The 20,478-nt window shown below is 70.3% G+C and carries 19 protein-coding genes and 1 pseudogene; 1 reads left to right on the forward strand and 19 read right to left on the reverse strand.

Annotated features, from left to right (window positions below):
• Positions 1-34: 34 nt before the first annotated feature.
• The 7 genes from ACRAS8_RS10290 to rpsB form a co-directional block, all read right to left on the reverse strand.
• Positions 35-1,114: a thiamine ABC transporter substrate-binding protein gene (locus ACRAS8_RS10290; protein ID WP_438485641.1), complete on the reverse strand. Its 1,080-nt coding sequence runs from the start codon at positions 1,112-1,114 to the stop codon at positions 35-37.
• Positions 1,115-1,374: 260 nt separating this feature from the next.
• Positions 1,375-2,487 carry a 23S rRNA (adenine(2503)-C(2))-methyltransferase RlmN gene (gene rlmN / locus ACRAS8_RS10295; protein ID WP_018541468.1) on the reverse strand — a complete coding sequence of 371 codons (1,113 nt, stop codon included), beginning with the start codon at positions 2,485-2,487 and terminating at the stop codon, positions 1,375-1,377.
• Positions 2,488-2,655: 168 nt separating this feature from the next.
• Positions 2,656-3,807, reverse strand: coding sequence for a phosphatidate cytidylyltransferase (locus ACRAS8_RS10300; protein ID WP_438485642.1), 1,152 nt, complete (start codon positions 3,805-3,807; stop codon positions 2,656-2,658).
• Entirely contained in the window at positions 3,807-4,364 is a 558-nt protein-coding gene (gene frr / locus ACRAS8_RS10305; protein WP_438485643.1) for a ribosome recycling factor, read from the reverse strand. Before frr ends, ACRAS8_RS10300 begins: the two co-directional genes overlap by 1 nt.
• A gap of 175 nt (positions 4,365-4,539) precedes the next feature.
• Positions 4,540-5,310 (reverse strand): UMP kinase, encoded by a 771-nt coding sequence (pyrH, locus tag ACRAS8_RS10310; protein ID WP_438485644.1) that lies wholly within the window; start codon positions 5,308-5,310, stop codon positions 4,540-4,542.
• Between the two features lie 162 nt (positions 5,311-5,472).
• The gene (tsf, locus tag ACRAS8_RS10315) at positions 5,473-6,309 is read right to left on the reverse strand and encodes a translation elongation factor Ts (protein ID WP_438485645.1); all 837 of its coding nucleotides are present in this window, start codon (positions 6,307-6,309) and stop codon (positions 5,473-5,475) included.
• Between the two features lie 107 nt (positions 6,310-6,416).
• Positions 6,417-7,265 (reverse strand): 30S ribosomal protein S2, encoded by an 849-nt coding sequence (gene rpsB / locus ACRAS8_RS10320; protein ID WP_221906874.1) that lies wholly within the window; start codon positions 7,263-7,265, stop codon positions 6,417-6,419.
• A 715-nt stretch (positions 7,266-7,980) separates the two neighbouring features.
• On the opposite strand from rpsB, the gene ACRAS8_RS10325 reads away from it, so the two are divergent.
• On the forward strand, positions 7,981-8,850 hold the full coding sequence (locus tag ACRAS8_RS10325; protein ID WP_438485646.1) for a murein hydrolase activator EnvC family protein: 870 nt from the start codon (positions 7,981-7,983) through the stop codon (positions 8,848-8,850).
• Positions 8,851-9,227: 377 nt separating this feature from the next.
• Here ACRAS8_RS10325 and ACRAS8_RS10330 read toward each other — a convergent pair whose 3' ends face one another.
• The 12 genes and pseudogenes from ACRAS8_RS10330 to rplS form a co-directional block, all read right to left on the reverse strand.
• Positions 9,228-9,767 carry a TetR/AcrR family transcriptional regulator gene (locus ACRAS8_RS10330; protein WP_438490411.1) on the reverse strand — a complete coding sequence of 180 codons (540 nt, stop codon included), beginning with the start codon at positions 9,765-9,767 and terminating at the stop codon, positions 9,228-9,230.
• Positions 9,768-10,129: 362 nt separating this feature from the next.
• Positions 10,130-10,966 carry an RNA polymerase sigma factor WhiG gene (gene whiG / locus ACRAS8_RS10335; RefSeq protein ID WP_438485647.1) on the reverse strand — a complete coding sequence of 279 codons (837 nt, stop codon included), beginning with the start codon at positions 10,964-10,966 and terminating at the stop codon, positions 10,130-10,132.
• Between the two features lie 374 nt (positions 10,967-11,340).
• A complete protein-coding gene (gene dprA / locus ACRAS8_RS10340) occupies positions 11,341-12,702 on the reverse strand; it encodes a DNA-processing protein DprA (RefSeq protein WP_438485648.1) in 1,362 nt (453 codons plus the stop codon).
• Positions 12,703-13,121: 419 nt separating this feature from the next.
• Positions 13,122-14,720 (reverse strand): annotated as a pseudogene (locus ACRAS8_RS10345) (YifB family Mg chelatase-like AAA ATPase); the annotation flags it as partial.
• Positions 14,720-15,124 carry a YraN family protein gene (locus tag ACRAS8_RS10350; protein ID WP_438485649.1) on the reverse strand — a complete coding sequence of 135 codons (405 nt, stop codon included), beginning with the start codon at positions 15,122-15,124 and terminating at the stop codon, positions 14,720-14,722. The pseudogene ACRAS8_RS10345 and the gene ACRAS8_RS10350, both read right to left, overlap by 1 nt.
• Before the next feature lie 412 nt (positions 15,125-15,536).
• Positions 15,537-15,845, reverse strand: a complete 309-nt coding sequence (locus ACRAS8_RS10355; RefSeq protein ID WP_003980220.1) for a DUF2469 domain-containing protein — start codon at positions 15,843-15,845, stop codon at positions 15,537-15,539.
• A 38-nt stretch (positions 15,846-15,883) separates the two neighbouring features.
• Positions 15,884-16,414 carry an NUDIX hydrolase gene (locus tag ACRAS8_RS10360; protein ID WP_438490412.1) on the reverse strand — a complete coding sequence of 177 codons (531 nt, stop codon included), beginning with the start codon at positions 16,412-16,414 and terminating at the stop codon, positions 15,884-15,886.
• A gap of 100 nt (positions 16,415-16,514) precedes the next feature.
• A complete protein-coding gene (lepB, locus tag ACRAS8_RS10365) occupies positions 16,515-17,246 on the reverse strand; it encodes a signal peptidase I (RefSeq protein WP_438485650.1) in 732 nt (243 codons plus the stop codon).
• Between the two features lie 54 nt (positions 17,247-17,300).
• Positions 17,301-18,074 (reverse strand): signal peptidase I, encoded by a 774-nt coding sequence (gene lepB / locus ACRAS8_RS10370; protein ID WP_438485651.1) that lies wholly within the window; start codon positions 18,072-18,074, stop codon positions 17,301-17,303.
• A 133-nt stretch (positions 18,075-18,207) separates the two neighbouring features.
• The gene (gene lepB, locus ACRAS8_RS10375) at positions 18,208-19,248 is read right to left on the reverse strand and encodes a signal peptidase I (protein WP_438485652.1); all 1,041 of its coding nucleotides are present in this window, start codon (positions 19,246-19,248) and stop codon (positions 18,208-18,210) included.
• Entirely contained in the window at positions 19,241-20,005 is a 765-nt protein-coding gene (gene lepB / locus ACRAS8_RS10380) for a signal peptidase I (protein WP_438485653.1), read from the reverse strand. Before lepB (ACRAS8_RS10380) ends, lepB (ACRAS8_RS10375) begins: the two co-directional genes overlap by 8 nt.
• 96 nt (positions 20,006-20,101) lie before the next feature.
• A complete protein-coding gene (rplS, locus tag ACRAS8_RS10385; RefSeq protein WP_438485654.1) occupies positions 20,102-20,449 on the reverse strand; it encodes a 50S ribosomal protein L19 in 348 nt (115 codons plus the stop codon).
• Positions 20,450-20,478 lie beyond the last annotated feature (29 nt).

The raw sequence follows: 20,478 nt of genomic DNA on the forward strand, positions 1-20,478 counted from the left end.
GTTGCGCGCGCGGGCCCCCTGCGACGGGTGCGGACTACTTCAGAACGAGCGAGGACCACTGCTTGATCCACTGGTCGCGGTTCTTGGTGATCGTCTCCGGTGCGAGCGTCGTCGGCTTCTCGATCGCCGTGCCGTAGCGGGTGAACAGCTCCGGCACCGTGGCGTCCTTACGGGCCGGGTTGACGAACATCTGCAGCGGCATGTCCTCCTGGAACGTCTTCGACAGGAGGAAGTCGAGCAGCGCCTTGCCGCCCTTCTCGTTCTTGGCTCCCTTGAGCAGTCCACCGAATTCGATCTGCCGGAAGCAGGTGCCGGTCGCGACGCCGGTCGGGGCCTCCTTGGGTGCGGGCTTCTTGCCCATCACCTCGGCGGGCGGGCTGGAGGCGTAGGAGACCACGAGCGGCTTGTCGCCCTTGCCCTTGCCGGCCGCGGAGCCCGAGAAGCGTTCGTTGTACGCCTGCTCCCAGCTGTTGACGACCTCGACGCCGTTGGCCTTGAGCTTCTTCCAGTAGTCCGGCCAGCCGGCCTCGCCGTGGGTGGCGATGGTGCCGAGCTGGAAGGCGAGCCCCGGAGAGGAGGTGGCGGAGTTCTCCGTGACGAGCAGTCCCTTGTACTGCGGCTTGAGGAGGTCATCGAAGGTCTGCGGTGGCGCGAGCCGGTGCTGGGTGAAGTAGGCGCGGTCGTAGTTGACGCAGATGTCGCCGTAGTCGAGGGGCGTGACCCGGTGGCCGTCCTTGTCGAGCTGGAGGCCGGCGGGGACGCTGCCGAGGCCCTTGGCCTCGTAGGGGGTGAAGAGGCCGGCGTTCAGGCCGCGGGAGAGCAAGGTGTTGTCGATGCCGAAGAAGACATCGCCCTGCGGGTTGTCCTTCGACAGGATCGCCTTGTTGACGGCTTCGCCGGCGTCTCCGCCCCTGATCACCCTGACCTTGTAGCCGCTCTCCTTCTCGAAGGCGGCCAGGACGGACTTGGAGGCGTTGAACGAGTCATGGCTGACGAGCGTGACGGTCTTGGCGTCCACGCGGTCGCCGCTGTCCGAGCTGCCGCACCCGGCGAGTGCGGTCACGCCGGCCACGGCGGCCAGCGCTGCCGCGGTGATCCTGCTGGTGGTGCTCACTGATTTCCTCCTGGCTGGCCAGGAAGAGACGCGGCCCCGCCCGGTGTCCGCTGCGTTCTGCGTCGGTGACGTTCGGCAACGGACGGTGGGCGGGGCGCAACAGCATGAGTGACGACCGAACTTCCTACCCGGAATGACCCGGGCGAGGTTCAAGGGTCTGCGGGCGCCGCAGGGCTGCTACGACGTCTCCGCACTCTCAGCGCTGTGGCGCTCCCCTGTCGGAATGTGCGTTTGTTCGACGCCACCGTACCAGCGGGCGGTCAGCGCTCCGAGGCCGCGAGCTGTCCGCAGGCGCCGTCGATCTCCTGGCCCCGGGTGTCCCGGACGGTCACGGGCACGCCGTGTGCCTCGATGGCCCGGACGAACGCCAGCTCGTCCTCGGGCCGCGAGGCGGTCCACTTCGAGCCCGGCGTCGGATTGAGCGGAATGAGGTTGACATGGACCCGCTTGCCCTTGAGCAGCCGTCCCAGCAGATCACCGCGCCACGCCTGGTCGTTGATGTCGCGGATCAGGGCGTACTCGATCGAGACCCGGCGGCCGGATTTCTCGGCGTACTCCCAGGCCGCGTCGAGCACCTCGCGGACCTTCCAGCGGGTGTTGACCGGCACGAGGGTGTCCCGGAGCTCGTCGTCGGGCGCGTGCAGCGACACCGCGAGCCGGCACTTGAAGCCCTCGTCGGCGAACCGCAGCATCGCCGGCACCAGCCCGACGGTGGAGACGGTGATGCCGCGCTGGGACAGCCCCAGCCCGTCGGGCTCGGGGTCGGTGAGCCGCCGGATCGCGCCGACCACCCGCTTGTAGTTGGCGAGCGGCTCGCCCATGCCCATGAAGACGATGTTGGACAGCCGTGCCGGGCCGCCGGGCACCTCACCGTCACGCAGCGCCCGCATGCCGTCGACGATCTGGTGCACGATCTCGGCGGTGGAGAGGTTCCGGTCCAGGCCGGCCTGGCCGGTGGCGCAGAACGGGCAGTTCATGCCGCAGCCGGCCTGCGAGGAGATGCACATGGTGACCCGGTCCGGGTAGCGCATCAGGACGGACTCGACGAGGGTGCCGTCGTGCAGCTTCCACAGGGTCTTGCGGGTGGTGTCGTCGTCGCACGAGATGTGCCGCACCACCGACATCAGGTCCGGAAGCAGCTCCGCCGCCAGCTTCTCGCGCGCCGCCGCGGGGATGTCGGTCCACTGCGCCGGATCGTGCGCGTAGCGGGCGAAGTAGTGCTGAGACAACTGCTTGGCGCGGAACGGCTTCTCGCCGATCGCGGCGACCGCCTCGCGGCGCTCGGCCGGGCTGAGGTCGGCGAGATGCCGCGGAGGCTTCTTGGCGCCGCGGGGGGCGACGAACGTCAGTTCTCCCGGGGCCGGGCGTGCCATGGGCGGAAACTCCTCTGTACGACGAGGCCCGGCGGCTTCCGCCGGCGCGCGACCGAGGGCCGGACGGGGAGGGAAGCAGGAGACCTCACGGATCGTCCCCGCGGCCGCGGGGACGGAAAGGGCGCGCCGCGAACGAGCAGCGCGCCCTTCAAGGGTAACCGGCGGCGCTCAGCCCGATCCCACGAAGATCACGAACAGCAGCCACACCACCGGGGCGGTCGGCAGCAGCGAGTCCAGCCGGTCCATGATGCCGCCGTGACCGGGCAGCAGGGTGCCCATGTCCTTGATGCCCAGATCCCTCTTGATCATGGATTCGCCGAGGTCACCGAGGGTGGCGCTGACCGCGACCGCCAGCCCCAGCAGCAGGCCCTCCCACCAGGCACCGCCCTTGATCAGGAACTCCATACACAGCGCGCCGGCCACCATCGCGAAGAGCACCGCGCCCACGAGCCCCTCGCGGGTCTTTCCGGGGCTGATCCGCGGCGCCAGCTTCTTCTTCCCGAAGCGCCAGCCGACCGCGTACGCCCCGGTGTCGCTGACGACCGTCAGCAACAGGAACGTCAGCACCCGCTGAGGCCCGTCGTGCTCGGCCGCCAGCATCAGGGCCACGAACGTCGCCAGGAACGGGACGTAGAAGGCCGCGAACACCCCGGCGGTGACGTCCCGGAGGTAGTTCTGGGGCGCCTCGGTCATCCGCCAGACGAGGACGGCGAGCGCGGTGAGCGCCATCGCCACCCACGCCCCCTCGGCACCGCGCACATATCCGGCGATCACCATGGCGGTGCCGCCGACCGCGAGCGGAACGAGCGGCACCCGGATGTCCTTGCGTTCCGCCAGCCGCGAGGTCAGCTCCCACAGACCGACGACGACGGCGAGCGCGATGACGCCGATGAACACCGGCTTGTAGACGAAGAGCGACGCGAGGATCACCGCGCCGAGTCCGACGCCGACCCCTATGGCGGCACGCAGATTGCGCCCCGCGTTCTTCTTCTGCGGTTTCACTGGGTCTTGGTCGGACCCGGGGAGCGAGGTGGGCATGGGCTCCTGCGGCCTGTCGTCGCGGAACAGGGGGCCACTCAGGCGAGCAGCCCCCCGGTCGTCCGGGTTGTCCCGGTCATCCCGGATGTCCCGATCGTCGTCCTGGTGGCCGCCCGGTTGGGGCACGATGGGCATGGGCCGAGTCTGCGCCGCACCGCCCCCGTCGTGCACGGGACCCGCCGGGGCGGGAGGCGCCGCCCCGCGCAGCGAGGCGGCCGGTCCGTGGTCGGGCGGTCCCCAGTGGCCGGCGCCGGGCGGGGTCCCCCAGGATGACTCGTTCATCAGACCTCTAGGAGCTCGGATTCCTTGTGCTTGAGGAGCTCGTCCACCTGCGCGACGTACTTCGCGGTGATGTCGTCGAGCTCCTTCTCGGCACGACGCACCTCGTCCTCGCCGGTCTCCTTGTCCTTGACCAGCTTGTCGAGGGCGTCCTTGGCCTTGCGGCGCACGCTGCGGATCGAGACCTTCGAGTCCTCGGCCTTGTTCCTGGCGACCTTGATGAACTCCTTGCGGCGCTCCTCGGTGAGCTCCGGGAACGTCACACGGATGATGTTGCCGTCGTTGCTCGGGTTGACACCGAGGTCCGAGTCGCGGATGGCCTGCTCGATGTTGCGCAGCGCGCTCTTGTCGAACGGGGTCACCACGGCCATCCGCGGTTCCGGGACCGAGAACGACGCCAGCTGGTTGATAGGCGTCATGGCGCCGTAGTAGTCCGCCACGATCTTGTTGAACATCGCCGGGTGCGCACGCCCGGTGCGGATCGCGGCGAAGTCCTCCTTGGCGACCACGACGGCCTTCTCCATCTTCTCCTCGGCTTCGAGGAGGATCTCTTCGATCACCACTTGCTCCTGGTCTTTTCGGTAGGAAGCAGAGCCTCGCCCCTGCCGCGCGTCTTCTCCTGCACGGTGTCCGACCGGCAGGCGGTTGTCCATCCCCGTACCGAGGTCTTCCCGCGGTCGGGGGTTGCCGCCCGTACGGGCCTGCACCCGCACGGAATCACGGCAGTTGGGGCCGTCAGGCCCGGGTGTTCTGATCGCTGACGAGCGTGCCGATCTTCTCACCCTTCACCGCACGCGCGATGTTCCCCTCGGCGAGCAGCTCGAACACGAGGATCGGGAGCTTGTTGTCACGGCACAGCGTGATGGCGGTGGCGTCGGCGACCTTGAGGTCGCGGGTGATGACCTCGCCGTATTCGAGGGCGTCGAACTTGACCGCGTCCGGGTTCTTCTTGGGGTCGGAGTCGTAGACCCCGTCCACCCCGTTCTTGCCCATGAGCATGGCCTCGGCGTCGATCTCCAGGGCGCGCTGGGCGGCAGTGGTGTCGGTGGAGAAGTACGGCATGCCCATACCGGCGCCGAAGATGACGACCCGGCCCTTCTCCAGGTGGCGGACCGCGCGCAGCGGGATGTACGGCTCCGCGACCTGGCCCATGGTGATGGCCGTCTGGACGCGGCAGTCGATGCCCTCCTTCTCCAGGAAGTCCTGGAGGGCCAGGCAGTTCATGACCGTACCGAGCATGCCCATGTAGTCGGAGCGGGCCCGGTCCATGCCGCGCTGCTGGAGTTCGGCACCGCGGAAGAAGTTGCCGCCGCCGATCACGACGGCGATCTCATAGCCGTCGCGGACCACTGCGGCGATCTCACGGGCAATGGCGTGCACGACGTCGGGGTCGACGCCCAGTCCGCCGCCGCCGGCGAACGCCTCACCCGAGAGCTTCAGAAGGAAACGCCTCCTGTCGCCCTTGTCGGCTTTGTGTGTGTCCGCGCCGTCGGCACCGTGATTCATTGAGCTCTCCTCGTGCACATACGAAGAAGGCCACTGCCGTGGGTCTGGGTCAGATCCCTGTCCGGCAATGGCCTCCTCGTCACATCTGCGGCCGGCCGATGAGCGGCCGACTGCGTACGACCCTAGCGGGGCCGCAGGTCATTCGCTGCCTTCGTGGCAGGCTCAGATGCCGACCTTGATGCGCGCGAAGCGCTTCAGGGTGACACCGGCCTCCTGGAGGACCTTCTCGACCGACTTCTTGTTGTCGAGCGCGTACGGCTGGCCGAGCAGCGTCGCGTCCTTGAAGAAGCCGTTGAGGCGACCCTCGACGATCTTCGGCAGCGCGGCCTCGGGCTTGCCCTCGGCGCGGGTGGTCTCCTCGGCGACGCGGCGCTCGGCCTCGACGACCTCGGCCGGGACGTCGTCCTTGGCGAGGTACTTCGGGGCGAAGGCGGCGATGTGCTGCGCGATGCCCTTGGCGACCTCGGCGTTGTCCTTGTCGAGCTCGACGAGGACACCGATCTGCGGCGGCAGGTCGGGCATGGTGCGGTGCATGTACGCCGTCACGTAACCGTCGGAGTACTGCGCGAAGCGGTCCAGGACGATCTTCTCGCCGAGGTTCGCGTTGGCCTCGTCGACGAACGCCTGGACGGTCTTGCCGGGCTCGATCTCGGAGGCGAGCAGGGCCTCGATGTCGGCCGGGTTGGTCTTGGCGACATGCGCGGCCAGGGCGTTGGCGACGGACTGGAACTTCTCACCCTTGGCGACGAAGTCGGTCTCGCACTTCAGCTCGAGGATCAGGCCGGAGGTGTTGTCGTCGGCGATCAGGGAGACCACAGCGCCGTTCTCGGCGGAGCGGCCCTCGCGCTTGGCGACGCCCTTCTGACCCTTGACGCGCAGGACCTCAACGGCCTTGTCGACGTTGCCCTCGGCCTCTTCCAGGGCCTTCTTGCAGTCCATCATGCCGGCGCCGGTGAGCTCGCGGAGCTTCTTGACGTCAGCGGCGGTGTAGTTCGCCATGGTCTGTGAATCTCTTCTCGGAATCGCGAAAGTCGAAAGATCTACGGGTGGACGGCGGGGGCGGCGCTTGTGGCACCCTCCCCCGCCGTCATCAACCGGTCTTGAGGTCAGCCCTGCTCGGCCGGCTTCTCGGCTTCGGCGGCGGGGGCCTCGGCCTTGGCGGCCTCGTCGTCGGACTTCTTGTCGCCCTCGAGCAGGTCGCGCTCCCACTCGGCGAGCGGCTCGCCGGCCTTCTCACCCGGCTTCTGGTCGCCGGTGGCGGCGCCGGAGCGGGCGATCAGGCCCTCGGCGACGGCGTCGGCGATCACGCGGGTGAGCAGGGTGACGGAGCGGATCGCGTCGTCGTTGCCCGGGATCTTGTAGTCGACCTCGTCCGGGTCGCAGTTGGTGTCGAGGATCGCGACAACCGGGATGTTGAGCTTGCGCGCCTCGCCGACGGCGATGTGCTCCTTCTTGGTGTCCACGATCCAGACGGCGCTGGGCACCTTCTGCATCTCGCGGATACCACCGAGGGTCTTCTCCAGCTTGGCCTTCTCACGGGAGAGGACCAGGAGCTCCTTCTTGGTGAGACCGGAGGCGGCCACATCCTCGAAGTCGATCTGCTCGAGCTCCTTCAGGCGCTGCAGACGCTTGTAGACGGTCGAGAAGTTGGTCAGCATGCCGCCGAGCCAGCGCTGGTTCACGTAGGGCATGCCCACGCGGGTCGCCTGCTCCGCGATGGCCTCCTGGGCCTGCTTCTTCGTACCGACGAACATGACCGAGCCGCCGTGGGCAACGGTCTCCTTGACGAACTCGTAGGCGCGGTCGATGTACGACAGCGACTGGAGCAGGTCGATGATGTAGATGCCGTTGCGCTCGGTGAAGATGAAGCGCTTCATCTTCGGGTTCCAGCGGCGGGTCTGGTGCCCGAAGTGGACGCCGCTCTCCAGCAGCTCCCGCATCGTGACGACGGCCATGGCCGTACTCCTTGTTGTTCTCGGTTCCACCACGACCGGCCGGCCGCGGTGCCTGACGCCCCGACGCGCCTGCCAGGGGAGGAACCGGGTGGAACCTTCCGAGGACCGAGGAGCGCGGCCGACGTGCTGCCCGAATGGGACTGGTGCACTGGTGGCGGGGCGTGCGAAGTCGACCCGGTGACCCGGATCGCCATCAGAAGTGTACGGGACGGGCGATGCACCGGGCGACACGCACCATTTCGTGCCCCGGCAGGGTGACGCCGTTATCCACAATCGCTGCGTCGTCCACAGCTTTTGACCAAGATCCCCGCGCCGGCCCCGCATCCGCCAAGGTCGACCCATGCGACGACTCACCGGCCCCGCCAGGCGCCGCCCCCGAACCACCCGCCCGCCTTCCCTACGACCGACCGTGACCCACTCACGACGCTCCGCCCCGCGATGGCGCGGAGAGCGCACCGGGTACCGGCCGGGAGAACGACCTCTCGGCAAGCGCATCCCCCATGTTCCTCATGTCTCTGAAACGCCTCATGTCCCTGAGCCCCCTCGCTCGCAGGCGCCGGGGCCACCAGGGCCATCGGAGCCACCGGACGGTCACGCATCGGATGCGGGGCCGGCGGAGGTGAGGCCGGGGCTGAGGACGGGGCAGGAATCAGCACCGGGATCGGGCCCGGAATCGGTGCCGGCGCCGACACCGGCCAGGACGGTTTGTAAGCACATGCCGTCCCCCGCCTTGAGCCGACAGAGCGGAAGACGTTCACTCGCTGCGCTCGCCACGTGCGTGCTGTGGGCCGTGCCGCCGGCGGCGGTGATCGGTTCCGCCGGTGTAGCCGACGCCGCGACCCCCTACGCCGTGGCCGCACCGGCACCCGGACCGGCCCGTCCAGCGGAGGACCGCTCCTGGCCGGTCGACGGCCCCGCCGGCACACACCCGGTGGTGTTGCGCGGGTGGGACCCACCTCCGACCCCATGGGCGGCGGGGCACCGAGGCGTAGACCTCGCAGCATCCCGTGGCGCGGTCGTGAAGGCCGCCACGCACGGCCGGATCGCGTTCGCCGGCACTGTCGCCGGCCGCGGCGTCCTCACCATCGAAGTCTCGGACTCGGGTCATCCCCCCTTACGCACCACCTACGAGCCAATCCGCGCCACCGTCCGCGAGGGACAGCACGTCACCGCAGGTCAGCCCGTCGGCGTCCTGGAGGACGGGCCGTACCACTGCCGCGCCCCGTGCCTTCACTGGGGCCTGCTCCGCGGTACGACCTACCTGAACCCGCTCTCACTGCTTCCACCGGAGGCACTCCACAACGGCCCCTCGCGACTGCTCCCGGTCTTCGGCATCCCCGAACCCGAAGCCGTCCCGGAACCCGGACCGGCCCGTCCGCATCATGAACAGCCGGCGCCAACGGCTCAGGAAACGACGGACTCGTCAGCGGGCACCACGGGCGCGGGCCTGCTCGGCGCGGTCACGCTGGCGGGGGTTGCGGTGTGGGCCCTCGGTCGGCTTCACCGCGGGCGGGAACAGAGCCTGCACGCCGGGCGGCGCGCCTCCGGCCCACGGCCTGCGAGCAGGAAACGGCAGCTGGGGTGAGTGCGACGTACCAACGGCCGCGGCGAAAAGGGAAAAGGAGCAGGTGCGAGGGAGGGAAGGAGATGACCACACGAAGGGTGTGAACGAGTAAGCCACCCGATGTGCCGTGGGGGTATCGGAGGACTCCCACGGTGCGGAACCGCAAGATCATGGCACGCCCGAATGCGGGCTGCGGGCTGCGGGCTGCGGGCTATCGAGTGGGCGGTGGAGGAGGCGGGGGTGGGTGGGCCCGGGGCGGGGGGTGGGGGTGGGGGGCGGGGCGGGCCCCCGGGGGAGGGAGGCCAAGCAGTGTCTCGGGGTATGCCCCGCATGAGACGGGCGGCACGCACGAGCCTCGCCCGACGCACCCACGGTTCACCCCAGGCCCGCGTCGGCCTTCAGCCACGTACTCCCTTGAGCGCCATGGCTACCGCCGCCTCGGTGATCTCCTCCGGGTCTTCGGCGGCGCCGAGTTCGATGCGGCGGACCGCGGCGTCGACGACGCCCTGGAGCAGCATCGCGGCGAGGCGCGGCTGCGCGTGTCCGAGCGCGGCGAGCGCCTCGACGATCATGGCGATCAGTCCGCCGTGCGCCGCGCGGATCTTCTCCCGTGCCCCGGCGTCCAGCTCCCCTGCGGAGATGGCGACGACGGCGCGGTGGCGGCGGTCGCCGACCAGCGCCAGCTGCCGGCGCACATACGCCTCCACCTTTGCCTCGGGTGTCTCGGCACTCTCCATCGCCGCCTCGACCTCCGCGGCCCATACGGGGAAGTCGACGGCACACAGTTCTTCGACGACCGCCGCACGGGAGCGGAAGTACTCGTATACGGAGGAGCGCGCGAGTCCCGTGCGCTCGGCGAGGGCAGGGAAGGTCAGCGCCTCCGTGCCGCCCTCGGACAACAAGGTGCGAGCGGCGTCCAAGAGGGCGCCGCGCTGCATCGTCCGGTGCTCGGCCACCGAGGCCGCTCGAATCCTGGGCACGTCACCACTGTACGGATGGGGTCCTGGCCGTGGCACTCCGCATCGCGACACGGATCGGCGTCGGTGCGGTCAGCCGCGCCCGGCCTTGCCTCGGGCCAGGGCCGATTCGCCCGCGGCACGCTGTCGGCCGGTGCTCCCCGGTTGGACCTGCCGGCCTGTCGTCCCTCATCACTTGGTCCAGAGGCGCAGTCCTGACCCGTCAGTCCAGGAGCGGTCCGCAACAGCCGGCTGCCCAGGTTGCCCGACGACGTCTCGGCGAAGCCCAGCCTCCGTCCCGGCCACCGCCGGTTCGGGTCCTCGCCTGGGAGGACCGCCGGCCCTCAGCGCCCCACGTCTGCCAGCTTCGCCCGGAGCTGGAGTACGGACTTGGTGTGGATCTGGCTGACCCGGCTCTCGGTGACGCCGAGTACGTTGCCGATCTCGGCGAGAGTGAGGCCCTCGTAGTAGTAGAGGGTGACCACGGTCTTCTCGCGGTCGGGCAGGGTGTTGATGGCGCGCGCCAGCAGCCGTCGCAGTTCGCGGTCCTCGGCGATCTCGACGGGGTTGTCCGCGGCGGTGTCCTCCAGGGTGTCCATGAGGCTGAGGCGTTCGCCGCCCTCGCCGTTGACGTGGAGGAGTTCTTCCAGCGCGACCACGTTCGCCAGGGACAGCTGGCTGAAGACGCCGTGCAGCTCCTCCAGCGGGATGCCCATCTCGTCGGCGACCTCGGCCTCGGTCGGCGTGCGGCGCAGCTGTGCTTCGAGGGTGGCGTAGGCGCGTTCCACGGCCCGGGCCTTCTGGCGTACGGATCGTGGGATCCAGTCCAGGGCGCGCAGTTCGTCGATCATCGCGCCGCGGATGCGGGTGATGGCGTACGTCTCGAACTTGATGGAGCGTTCGGGCTCGAATTTCTCGATGGCGTCGATCAGTCCGAAGACTCCGGAGGAGACGAAGTCGGCTTGCTCGACGTTGGGCGGCAGTCCGACGCTGACACGGCCCGCGACGTACTTGACCAGCGGTGAGTAGTGCAGGATCAGCTGTTCCCGCAGGCGTCCGTCGCCTGACGCCTTGTAGGAGCGCCACAACTCGTCGAGCGAGGTGGGCGGGGCGGGGCGCACGCTGCCGCACGCGGCGGGTGGTACTGCCGCGCGGTCAGACCCGGAGGTGTGCTGGGGCATTCGTCGCCTTGAGCCGTTCTGCCGAGACGGGGGTGGGTGGGTGTATGAGGCTTGAACTGTCGTGAGCGTAGCGTGACCGAGGCGTCGCGGTGCGCGAGGAAGTCGGGTTGGGTGTGCGCAGATACGTTCCGCTGCCCGCACCCCAGGGTTACTTCGCGCGACACGGCGGCACCCGGAAGGAGTGCCGGAAACGCGTTGGCCGGAGCGGCACACCTGGCGGGCGGTACGGGCGAACGCGGCGCCGCGGCGGGCGGGAACCCGCGCGTACGCTGCGCCTTGCCGTCGGTACCCAAGGAGTCGGCCACACCTGCCGAAGCGCGGCAAATCTGGATTCTGCGGTCATTCCCCTCACCCTTTCACCCGTTCGCGCCAGGTCAAGTACCGCCTCGCCGGGAACCTTCGGTCGAGTTGACGCGTCGCACCAACTCCCAGCGCTCACCGCACCTTTGAACGAATCCGAGGGACTGAAGCTCGAAGAGCTTGCCCTGGGTGAGGTCACGGGGCGTGCCCGACTCCCGGGCCAGGTGACCGGTATCCGCGCCACCGCGAGCGGGCAGGGCTTCGAGGACGCGGAGCGCGGCCGGGTCGAGCAGATCGCGGGCAAGGGTCGGGCCGCGACGCTCGGGCGCGAGGTCCCCGATGCTGCCGACGAGTTCGACGACCTCGTCTGCGTCGGTGACCACCGTCGCCTCGCCGCGCAGGAGTTGATGCACTCCGGCGGACAGTCCGCTGGTGACCGGGCCGGGCGTACCCATCGTGAAGCGTCCGAGGGCCAGGGCGCGCCGGGCGGTGACGAGTGAGCCGCTGCGGAGTTCGGCCTCCACCACGACCGTGCCGCGGGTGAGGGCGGCGATGACGCGGTTGCGCTGGACGAAGCGGCTCCGGGTGGGGTGGTCGCCGGGCGGCAACTCGGCGACCACCAGCCCCTGTTCGGCGATCCGGTCGATCAACTCGGTGTGTCCGCGCGGATAGGGGTGGTCCACGCCGGAGGCGAGCACGGCGACGGTCGGGCCGTCGGCGGCGAGGGCACCTCGGTGGGCGGCGCCGTCGATGCCGTACGCGGCACCGGAGACGACTGTCCAGCCGCGGTCGACGAGCCCGGCGCCGAGGGTGGTGGCGAGGTGGGCGCCGTATTCGGTACAGGCGCGCGCCCCGACGACGGCGACCGAGCGCAGCGCCCAGATCCGCAGGTTGGCTCTGCCCCGCACCCAGAGGCCGATGGGCCGGGTGTCACCGAGATCGTCCAACTGGCCGGGCCATTCCTCGTCGCCTGGGCAGAGGAAGCGGCCGCCGAGCGCGGCGACGGCGGCGAGATCTGCCGTGGGGCGGGCTCGGGCGGCGCGTAACCGGAGACCCGCGATCTTGGTCGGGCCGGCGCCGAGGGGCGGGGGCGCGTTGTCCTGGGAGAGCGCGTGCCAGAGGGCGACCGGGCCCATCTCGCGCAGCCAGCGGCCGGCGGTTTCGTCACCGGGTTCGAGGATGCGGGTGAGGGCGGCGCGGGCCGCTCGCTGTGGTTCGTAGGTTTCGAGCGTGGTGGATACGGGGTGGGGTGCGGGGTGCTTTCGGGCGGCGGAAGCCGTGCTCGGCTGCCTGGTCTCCGCCTTCGGCTTCGCCCGGTGCCCTGTGCCGCGCCTCGACGCACGGCCTGTGTCCCGGCTCGGTCCGGAACCCGTTTCCCGCCTCGGCCCCGGCTCCTCCCCGCTTGTGACGAAGCCCCATTCGTCGAGGGTGTTCATCGTTCACTTCCGTTCTCCGCTGAGCGGGCGAGGGCGCTCAGCAGAAGCGAATCCGGCGACTGCAGGCGGGAATCCGGCGTCTCTTGGGGCCGCTTCCCCGGGGCTGTCTTCGCCGGGGTACCTGCGGTGGCCGTTGGCGCCGCCGCGCCTTTCACCTCCGCCTCCAGCCCCGTCTCCGTCTCTGCCTCCACCTCTGTATCCGCTGTATCCGCTGTATCCGCGCCCGGAGGCTCTTCCCGTTCGGCGTTCTGCCGCCCTTCCGCGCTCGCCTTCGGCCGTGCGTCGCCCCTCGGTTGTGGAGTCGACGTGGCGGTGGCAGCCAGACGCAGTCCGGCCCCGGGCCCCGTGCCCGCGTCCCTTCGCGCTCTCTGTGCCGTGCCGGTCGCCGTTCCCGTCGCCGTCGTAGTCGCCGTCGTTGTTGCTGTCGTTGTTGCGCCGCGTCGTACCCCCGTCCGGAGTTCCAGCGCCCAGTTGACGTCCTCTTTCGTCGGGCGGTCGCGGCCGGCGAGGTCGGCTGCGGTCCAGGCGACACGGAGGACGCGGTCGAGGCCACGGGCGGTCAGGAGGCCGCATTCGAGGTCGCGTTCGGCCTGGGCGAGTGCTCCGGGGTGTACTGGCCAGCGCGTGCGCAGTTCATGGCCCGGTACCTCGCTGTTGGTCAGCCAGGGCGTGCCGTCGAAACGGGCTGCGGCGCGTTCACGGGCGGCGCGGACGCGTTCGGCGACGGTGGCGGTGGATTCGGCGCCGCGGCCGAACGCGATCAGTTCGGAGCGGGCGACCGGTTCCACGGCGATCCGGAGGTCGACGCGATCCATCAGCGGTCCGGAGAGCCGGGCGCGGTAGCGACGGATCGAGGAGGGCCGGCATTCGCAGCCGCCGGCGGTGGTGCCGTGCCGTCCGCACGGGCATGGGTTGGCCGCCAGGGCGAGCAGGAAGCGTGCGGGCATCCGCAGCATCCCGCCGGCGCGGGCCACGACGATATGGCCGGATTCGAGTGGTTGGCGGAGCGCGTCCAGGACGCGCGGACTGCATTCGGCGGCCTCGTCCAGGAACAGTACGCCGTGGTGGGCGAGCGAGACGGCCCCCGGGCGGGGCAGGCCGGTTCCGCCGCCGACGAGGGAGGCCATGGTCGCCGAGTGGTGCGGGGCGCAGTAGGGCGGGCGGTGCACCAGTGGCTGTCCCGGTGGGAGAGTGCCGGCGACCGAGTGGACGGCCGTGACTTCCAGGGACTCCTTGGGAGTGAGCGGTGGGAGCAGTCCGGGGAGGCGTTCGGCGAGCATGGTTTTGCCTGCTCCCGGCGGGCCTTTGAAGAAGATGTGGTGGCGTCCGGCGGCGGCGACCTCCAGGGCGCGTCGGGCGTTGTGCTGGCCGGCGACGTCGGCGAGGTCGGGGACGTGGTCGCCCTGCGGCAGGCCGGGGGTGACTCCGGTGCCGGGCATCACGAGGCCGGCCAGCAGGGGGTCGGGGCGGCCTTCGTCGAGGGGGTTCTCCTCGTCGGGGACCGGTTCGTCCGCGAGCACGGCGATGAGTTGCCGCAGGCTGCGGATGCCGAGGACGGAGACGCCGGGGACGAGTGAGGCTTCGGCCACGGTCTGCTCCGGTACGACGACCTGGCGGTAGCCGGCGTCGGCGGCGGCGATGACCGCGGGCAGCACGCCGCGGACGGGGCGGACGCGGCCGTCGAGGCCGAGTTCGCCGATCATCATCAGGTCGGTGAGCTCGCGGGGATCGAGCCGTTCGGCGGCGCCGAGGACGGCGCAGGCGACGGCGAGGTCGAAGCCGCTGCCGCTCTTGGGGACGGATGCCGGGCTGAGGCCGACGGTGAGCTTCTTCTGCGGCCACTCGGCGCCGGAGTTCACGACAGCGGCCCTGACCCGGTCCCTGGACTCGACCAGGCTCTTGTCGGGCAGCCCGACGAGGGTGAAGGCGGCCACGCCGGGCTCCAGGTCGGCCTGGACCTCGACGACGACTCCTTCGACGCCTACGAGGGCGACGGAGCAGGTACGGGCGAATCCCATCACGCCACCCCTCGTACGTGCTCGACCACGGGGGCGCCGCGGGCGGGCAGCAGGACACCGATGACATCGATGCGTACGCCGCCGGGCGGTGGGCCGCCGTGCCGTTCCAGCCAGCGTTCGGCGAGCAGGCGCAGCCGGGCGGTCTTCTCGGGCCGCACGGCGGCCATGGGGTGTTCGTACCAGCCCGCGCGGCGGGTCTTGACCTCGCAGACGACCAGGGCGTCACCATCGACGGCGATGATGTCGATCTCTCCGTAGCGGCAGCGCCAGTTGCGGTCGAGGATCCGCATCCCGGCTTCGGTGAGCCGCCGGACGGCCAGGTCCTCGCCGTATCGGCCGAGGGCGCCGCGGGAGGTCGTCGGTGGGGTGGGTGCCGTCGTTTTCGCCGTTCGGGCCGGCTTCACCGTCCGCGCCGTCCGCGCTGTTCGCGACGCCGGGGGCCGCTCCCTCGGCCCCGGACCGTGGCTCCCCGCCGCTGGTCCGCCGGGGCGCCTCGGGTCTGCCGGAGTGCCGTTCCTCGACGTGGTGTGCTGTCCCGTACGTGCTGCTGCTTCCGCGGTGGCGGCCTGTCGGCCGGCCTGTGTGGCGTTCATGCGGTACCACCTCCGGCACCGACTGTGACGCCTCCGCACGGATCTATTGGATCTTGGTGGATAACCGCCCGGCTGTGGATAACTTCGTCACCCGACAGAGCGACGAACAGGCATATCGCCGACCGGCCACCGCCCAGCAGCCGACAGCCCTCCAGCCGGGCCGGCGCAAAATCTCAGCCCGAAGCCTCAGCTCGCCCCGAAGCCTCGGCTCCGCCCGGAAGCCTCAGCTCCCCGGAAGATCCAGATCGCTCTTGTTCAGCTCCTCGATGTTCACATCCTTGAATGTGAGCACCCGCACCTGCTTGACGAACCTGGCCGGGCGGTACATGTCCCAGACCCAGGCGTCGGCCATCGAGACCTCGAAGAACACTTCACCCTGGACCGAGTGCACCTGCATCTCGTAGTCGTTGGTGAGGTAGAAGCGACGCTCGGTCTCGATCACGTATTTGAACAGCCCGACGACGTCGCGGTACTCCCGGTAGAGCTTCAGCTCCATCTCGGTCTCGTACTTTTCGAGGTCCTCGGCGCTCATGGCAGATCCCCTTCAGCCGTGCGTCCCCCTATTGTGCGTCAGACCCTCTCGGTCTCCAGGAGCACCGGCGCACTCGGGGGCCCTTCGTCGAGCAGCGTGCGCAGCAGCTCGGCGAGTCTGGTCGGATACACCGTCTCATGCGACGCCGACAGTTCCTCCGAGGTCCACCACTTCAGTCCGGAGACGCTACGGCGTTCCAGGTCCGTGTGGCCGGCGGTATCGGTGGCGGTCCGGTGGGTGCGTGCCAGGTAGTACCACTCGTCCTGCTCCCAGCGTCTCCCGTCGAACGGAAAGGCGCAGCGGCGTTTCCACAGGAGCGGGCCGAGGGTGACGCCGGTGATGCCGGTCTCCTCGGCGAGTTCCCGGCGAGCCGCCTCCGCGCGGGTCTCGCCGCCCTCCAGGCCGCCGCCGGGGGTGAACCACCAGGTCTCCGCCGGACGGTCCGGTTCGAAGCCGTGGAGCAGCAGAATGCGGTCCTCGGGGTCGAGCAGCACGACCCGGGAAACCTGGCGCACAGCCCCGCCCCGGGCCTCGTCAGCTCCATCAACCCCATCAGCGCCATCAGTGATGTCAGCCTCAACGGCCTCAGCCGTCGCTCCGGCCTCACGCTCAGCAAGCGCCTCGCCGCACACCTCCGGTCGCTGCCCCCTCTCCCGCTCCCCCGCCGGCTCACCCACGCCCACGACTCCGTCCCTTCCTCCGTGCGATCGGCCCGTATGCCGCACCACCAAGGATGAGCACAGCGCCGGCGGCGACGGCGAGGACGATGGGCCGGAGCGGGCCCGGCTGGGAGGTGCCTCCGGGGAGCGCGGTGAAGCTTTCGGGGCGCTGGAGCATGCCGACGCTGCCGAGCGGCCAGGCGCGGGCGTCGACCCGGGCGGCGACGGCGCTGCGCGGCACCGAGCCGTTGTCGCCGTCGGTGAGGTGGACGCGGGAGTCGAGGGAGTCGCTGCGGTGGTCGCCGAGGAGGAAGAGCTGGCCGTTGGGGACGACGGCCTTGAAGCCGACGGGCGAGGCGGGGCCGGCGGCGCGGAGGTACGGCTCCTCGACGGGGGTTCCGTTGACGGTCAGCAGGCCCTTCTTGGTGCAGCAGGCGACCCGGTCGCCGCCGACGCCGACGACCCGCTTGACCATCGGCAGGTCGCCCCAGGTGGTGTCCTTGAAGACGACGATGTCGCCGCGGCGTATCTCGGAGCCGTTCACCTTCTCGGCGAGGACGCGGGCGCCCGCGGCGATGGTGGGCGACATGGAGTCGGTGGGCACGGTGTACGGGCGGTAGAGCAGCGCCCCCCAGACGAAGCCGCCCAGGAAGAGCACACAGCCGACGGCCACGGCCAGACCGGACAGCACTCTGCCCGTGGTCCGGCCGTGGCCGTCCGTCGTACGTTCCGTACCGCTCATCCCAGTGCTCCCGCCCCGCGGGCCGGGCCCGCGTCGAAGATCCGGGACGGCACCTTACCCGTGGTTACGCGCCGCGGTCAGCCTCCGGCGACGCCAGATCACGAGCGGGACCGCGCCGGCCAGGCCCAGCGCGGGCGGCGCCGCGGCCATCGCCTTGTTGATCCCGGGCTGGTCGAAGGTGTCCGGCACGGGGAGGGTCGCCCAGCGGTTGACGGGCCAGGCGATGGTGAACGCGCGGCCGACGACCTCGTCCTCGGAGACCGTGCCGTTACCGGGGAGGTTCTGGTGGTAGCGGGAGTCCAGGGAGTCGTCGCGGTGGTCGCCCATCACCCAGATCCGGCCCTTGGGGACGTGGATCGGGCCGAACGGGCGGTCGCCGCACGGGGTGGCGCCGGGGTAGATGTAGGAGTCTTCCTTGAGCGCCTTGCCGTTGACCTTGACCGGGCCGCTGCCCTGGCACTCGACGGTGTCGCCACCGACCGCGATGACCCGCTTGATCAGGTCCTTCTCCTCGGCCGAGGGCATCAGGCCGATGAAGCTGAGCACCTTCTGGACGGGGTTGGGCTGCGGAGTGGGGGTCTCGTTGAGCCAGCCGCCCGGGTCGTGGAAGACGACGACCTCGCCGCGCTGCGGTTTGGAGCCGAACCACGGCGTCAGCTTGTCGACCAGCACCCGGTCCCCGCGCTGGAGGGTGTCCTGCATGGAGTCGGACGGGATCGAGAACGCCTGCACCAGAAACGTTTTGATCAGCAGGGCGAGGAGCAGGGCGATGCCGATGAGGATCGGCAGCTCCTTCCAGAAGGCACGCGGCTTCTTGCCTTTGGTCACGCTGCCGGTCGCCTCCTCGTCGGCCGCTGTGTCGTCCGACTGCTTCGATGGATCGGTGTGCGGCAGGCCCGCTGCGGACCCGCCTGACTGCGCCTGTGGCCGATGTACGGAACTCGCCGCCTGCGGCGCGGACTCACCGCGTCCCGCCGGCTCTTCGGGCTCTTCGGTTCCGGACCGCGCGCCGACCGCCAAGTCCCCCACATCTGCTCCTCACTCCGCGCTCTCGCCTGCCCGTCAACCGGTGCAGGCCCACCACTCCCATAACGAGCGGGAGTTCCGCAGGGGTCGGGAGTACGGTCAAACTCTCGGGTGACACCCTATGCGTTCCCATCGCGGCCGATGCCTTGGCACCCGGCGCGTCGTGCACGCCGGTGAAGGTGTCGGGCTCCTCCAGGAAGCGCCAGTGGCTGAACGGCCAGGCGATGACGACGGCCCGGCCCACGACGTTGTCCACCGACACCGTGCCGTCGTAGGGCTCGTCCAGGTGGTAGCGCGAGTCCGCCGAGTCGGAGCGGTGGTCGCCCATCACGAAGATCCGCCCGGTGGGGACGTTCACCGTGAACTTCAGCTGGGACGGCGGGTTGCCGGGGTGCACGTAGGGCTCGGTGAGCGGCGTGCCGTTCACGGTGACCCGGCCCTTGACGTCGCAGCAGCGGACGGTGTCGCCGCCGACCGCGACCACGCGCTTGATCAGGTCCTGTTCGTCGGCGGACGGCAGCAGCCCGATGAAGGTCAGGAAGTCGTTGACCGGTCCGGGGCTGCCGGTGGACTGCTTCTGCTCACCCTTGAGCCAGCCGCCGGGGTCCTTGAAGACGACGACGTCACCGCGGTGCGGTGTGGCGCCGAACCACGGGGTGAGCTTGTCGACCAGCACCCGGTCGCCGATCTTGATGGTCTGCTCCATGGAGCCGGACGGGATGACGAACGCCTGCACCAGGAAGGTCTTCAGGACCAGCGCGATGGCCAGCGCCACACCGATCAGGATCGGGATTTCCTTGAGGTAGGAGCGGCGTCTGCGGCGCTTGATGCGCTTGGCCTGGCGGCGGCGCTCGGCCCGCCCGCCGGTCGCCCGCCCGCCGGCCGCTCCGTCGGCCTCGCCGGTCCCGCCGGTGCCCCCGCGCCTGCCGCTCCCGGGGGTCTCGCGCCCGTGGCGGGGGCGCCCGCGGTTACCCATGGGTGCCTGCCGGTGCCGGTATACGGGCCGGGGCCCCCGGGGTGTCGAGGGAGCCCCAGCGGCCGACCGGCCAGGTGATCAGGCCGGCGCGGCCGATCACCTTGTCGACGGGGACGGTGCCGCCGCCGGGCTCGCCGAGGTGGTCGCGGGAGTCGCTGGACCGGGAGCGGTGGTCGCCCATGACCCAGAGCCGGCCCGGCGGCACCACGATGTCGAAGGGGACCTCGGAGGGCGCGTCCCCGGGATGGAGATACCCCTCGGTCACCGGCTCACCGTTCACGTTGATCCGCCCCCGTTTGTCGCAGCAGGTCACATGGTCCCCGCCGACGCCGATGACGCGCTTGACGTAGTCGGTGTCGTCGGACCGGGCCAGGCCCAGTGCCGCGCCGGCCTTGCGCAGCAGTCCCGTGACGGGATTCTCCTCCTGCTCCCTGTGAACGAACGATCCGGTGCCGTCGAAGACGACGACGTCGCCGCGCTGCGGGGTGGAGCCGAAGCGGTAGGCGAGCTTGTTCACCAGGACCCGGTCACCGACCCGCAGGGTGTTCTCCATGGAGGTGCTGGGGATCAGGAACGGCTGCGCCACGAAGGTGCTGAGCAGGAACAGGAAGGTCAGGCAGAGCGCGAGGAGGGTGACCGGCCGGTACCGCAGGCGCGCCACCCGGGTCCGGAAACGCGCGGAGCGCGACCGCGACTCCGGCCCCTGGTCGGGGTCCGGAGCGGGGTCGCGCTCCGTGAGCTGTGCGTCGGTGTCCATGGGGCCCAGAGCCTATCCGGCCGGGCCCGGACGCCGGTCGCGAGCGTGGCCTCGCGGTGCACCGGGGCGGCTTGCCGCCGCCCGGTGCGGCGCGGCTCAGCGCTCGCGCTTCTCCTTGATCTTGGCGGCCTTGCCGCGCAGCTCGCGGAGGTAGTACAGCTTGGCGCGGCGGACGTCACCGCGGGTGACGACCTCGATCTTCTCGACGATCGGGGTGTGCACGGGGAAGGTGCGCTCGACGCCGACCGAGAAGCTGACCTTGCGGACCGTGAAGGTCTCGCGCACGCCGGAGCCCTGGCGGCGGATGACAACGCCCTTGAACTGCTGCACGCGGGAGCGGTTGCCCTCGATGACGCGGACGTGGACGTTGACGGTGTCGCCCGGGCGGAAGGCCGGGACGTCGCTGCGCAGTGCGGCGGAGTCGACGGAGTCGAGGAGGTTCATGACCTGCTGCTTTCTTCGCTGATGCCACA

Source organism: Streptomyces sp. S186, from assembly GCF_051603415.1.
Classification (GTDB): domain Bacteria; phylum Actinomycetota; class Actinomycetes; order Streptomycetales; family Streptomycetaceae; genus Streptomyces.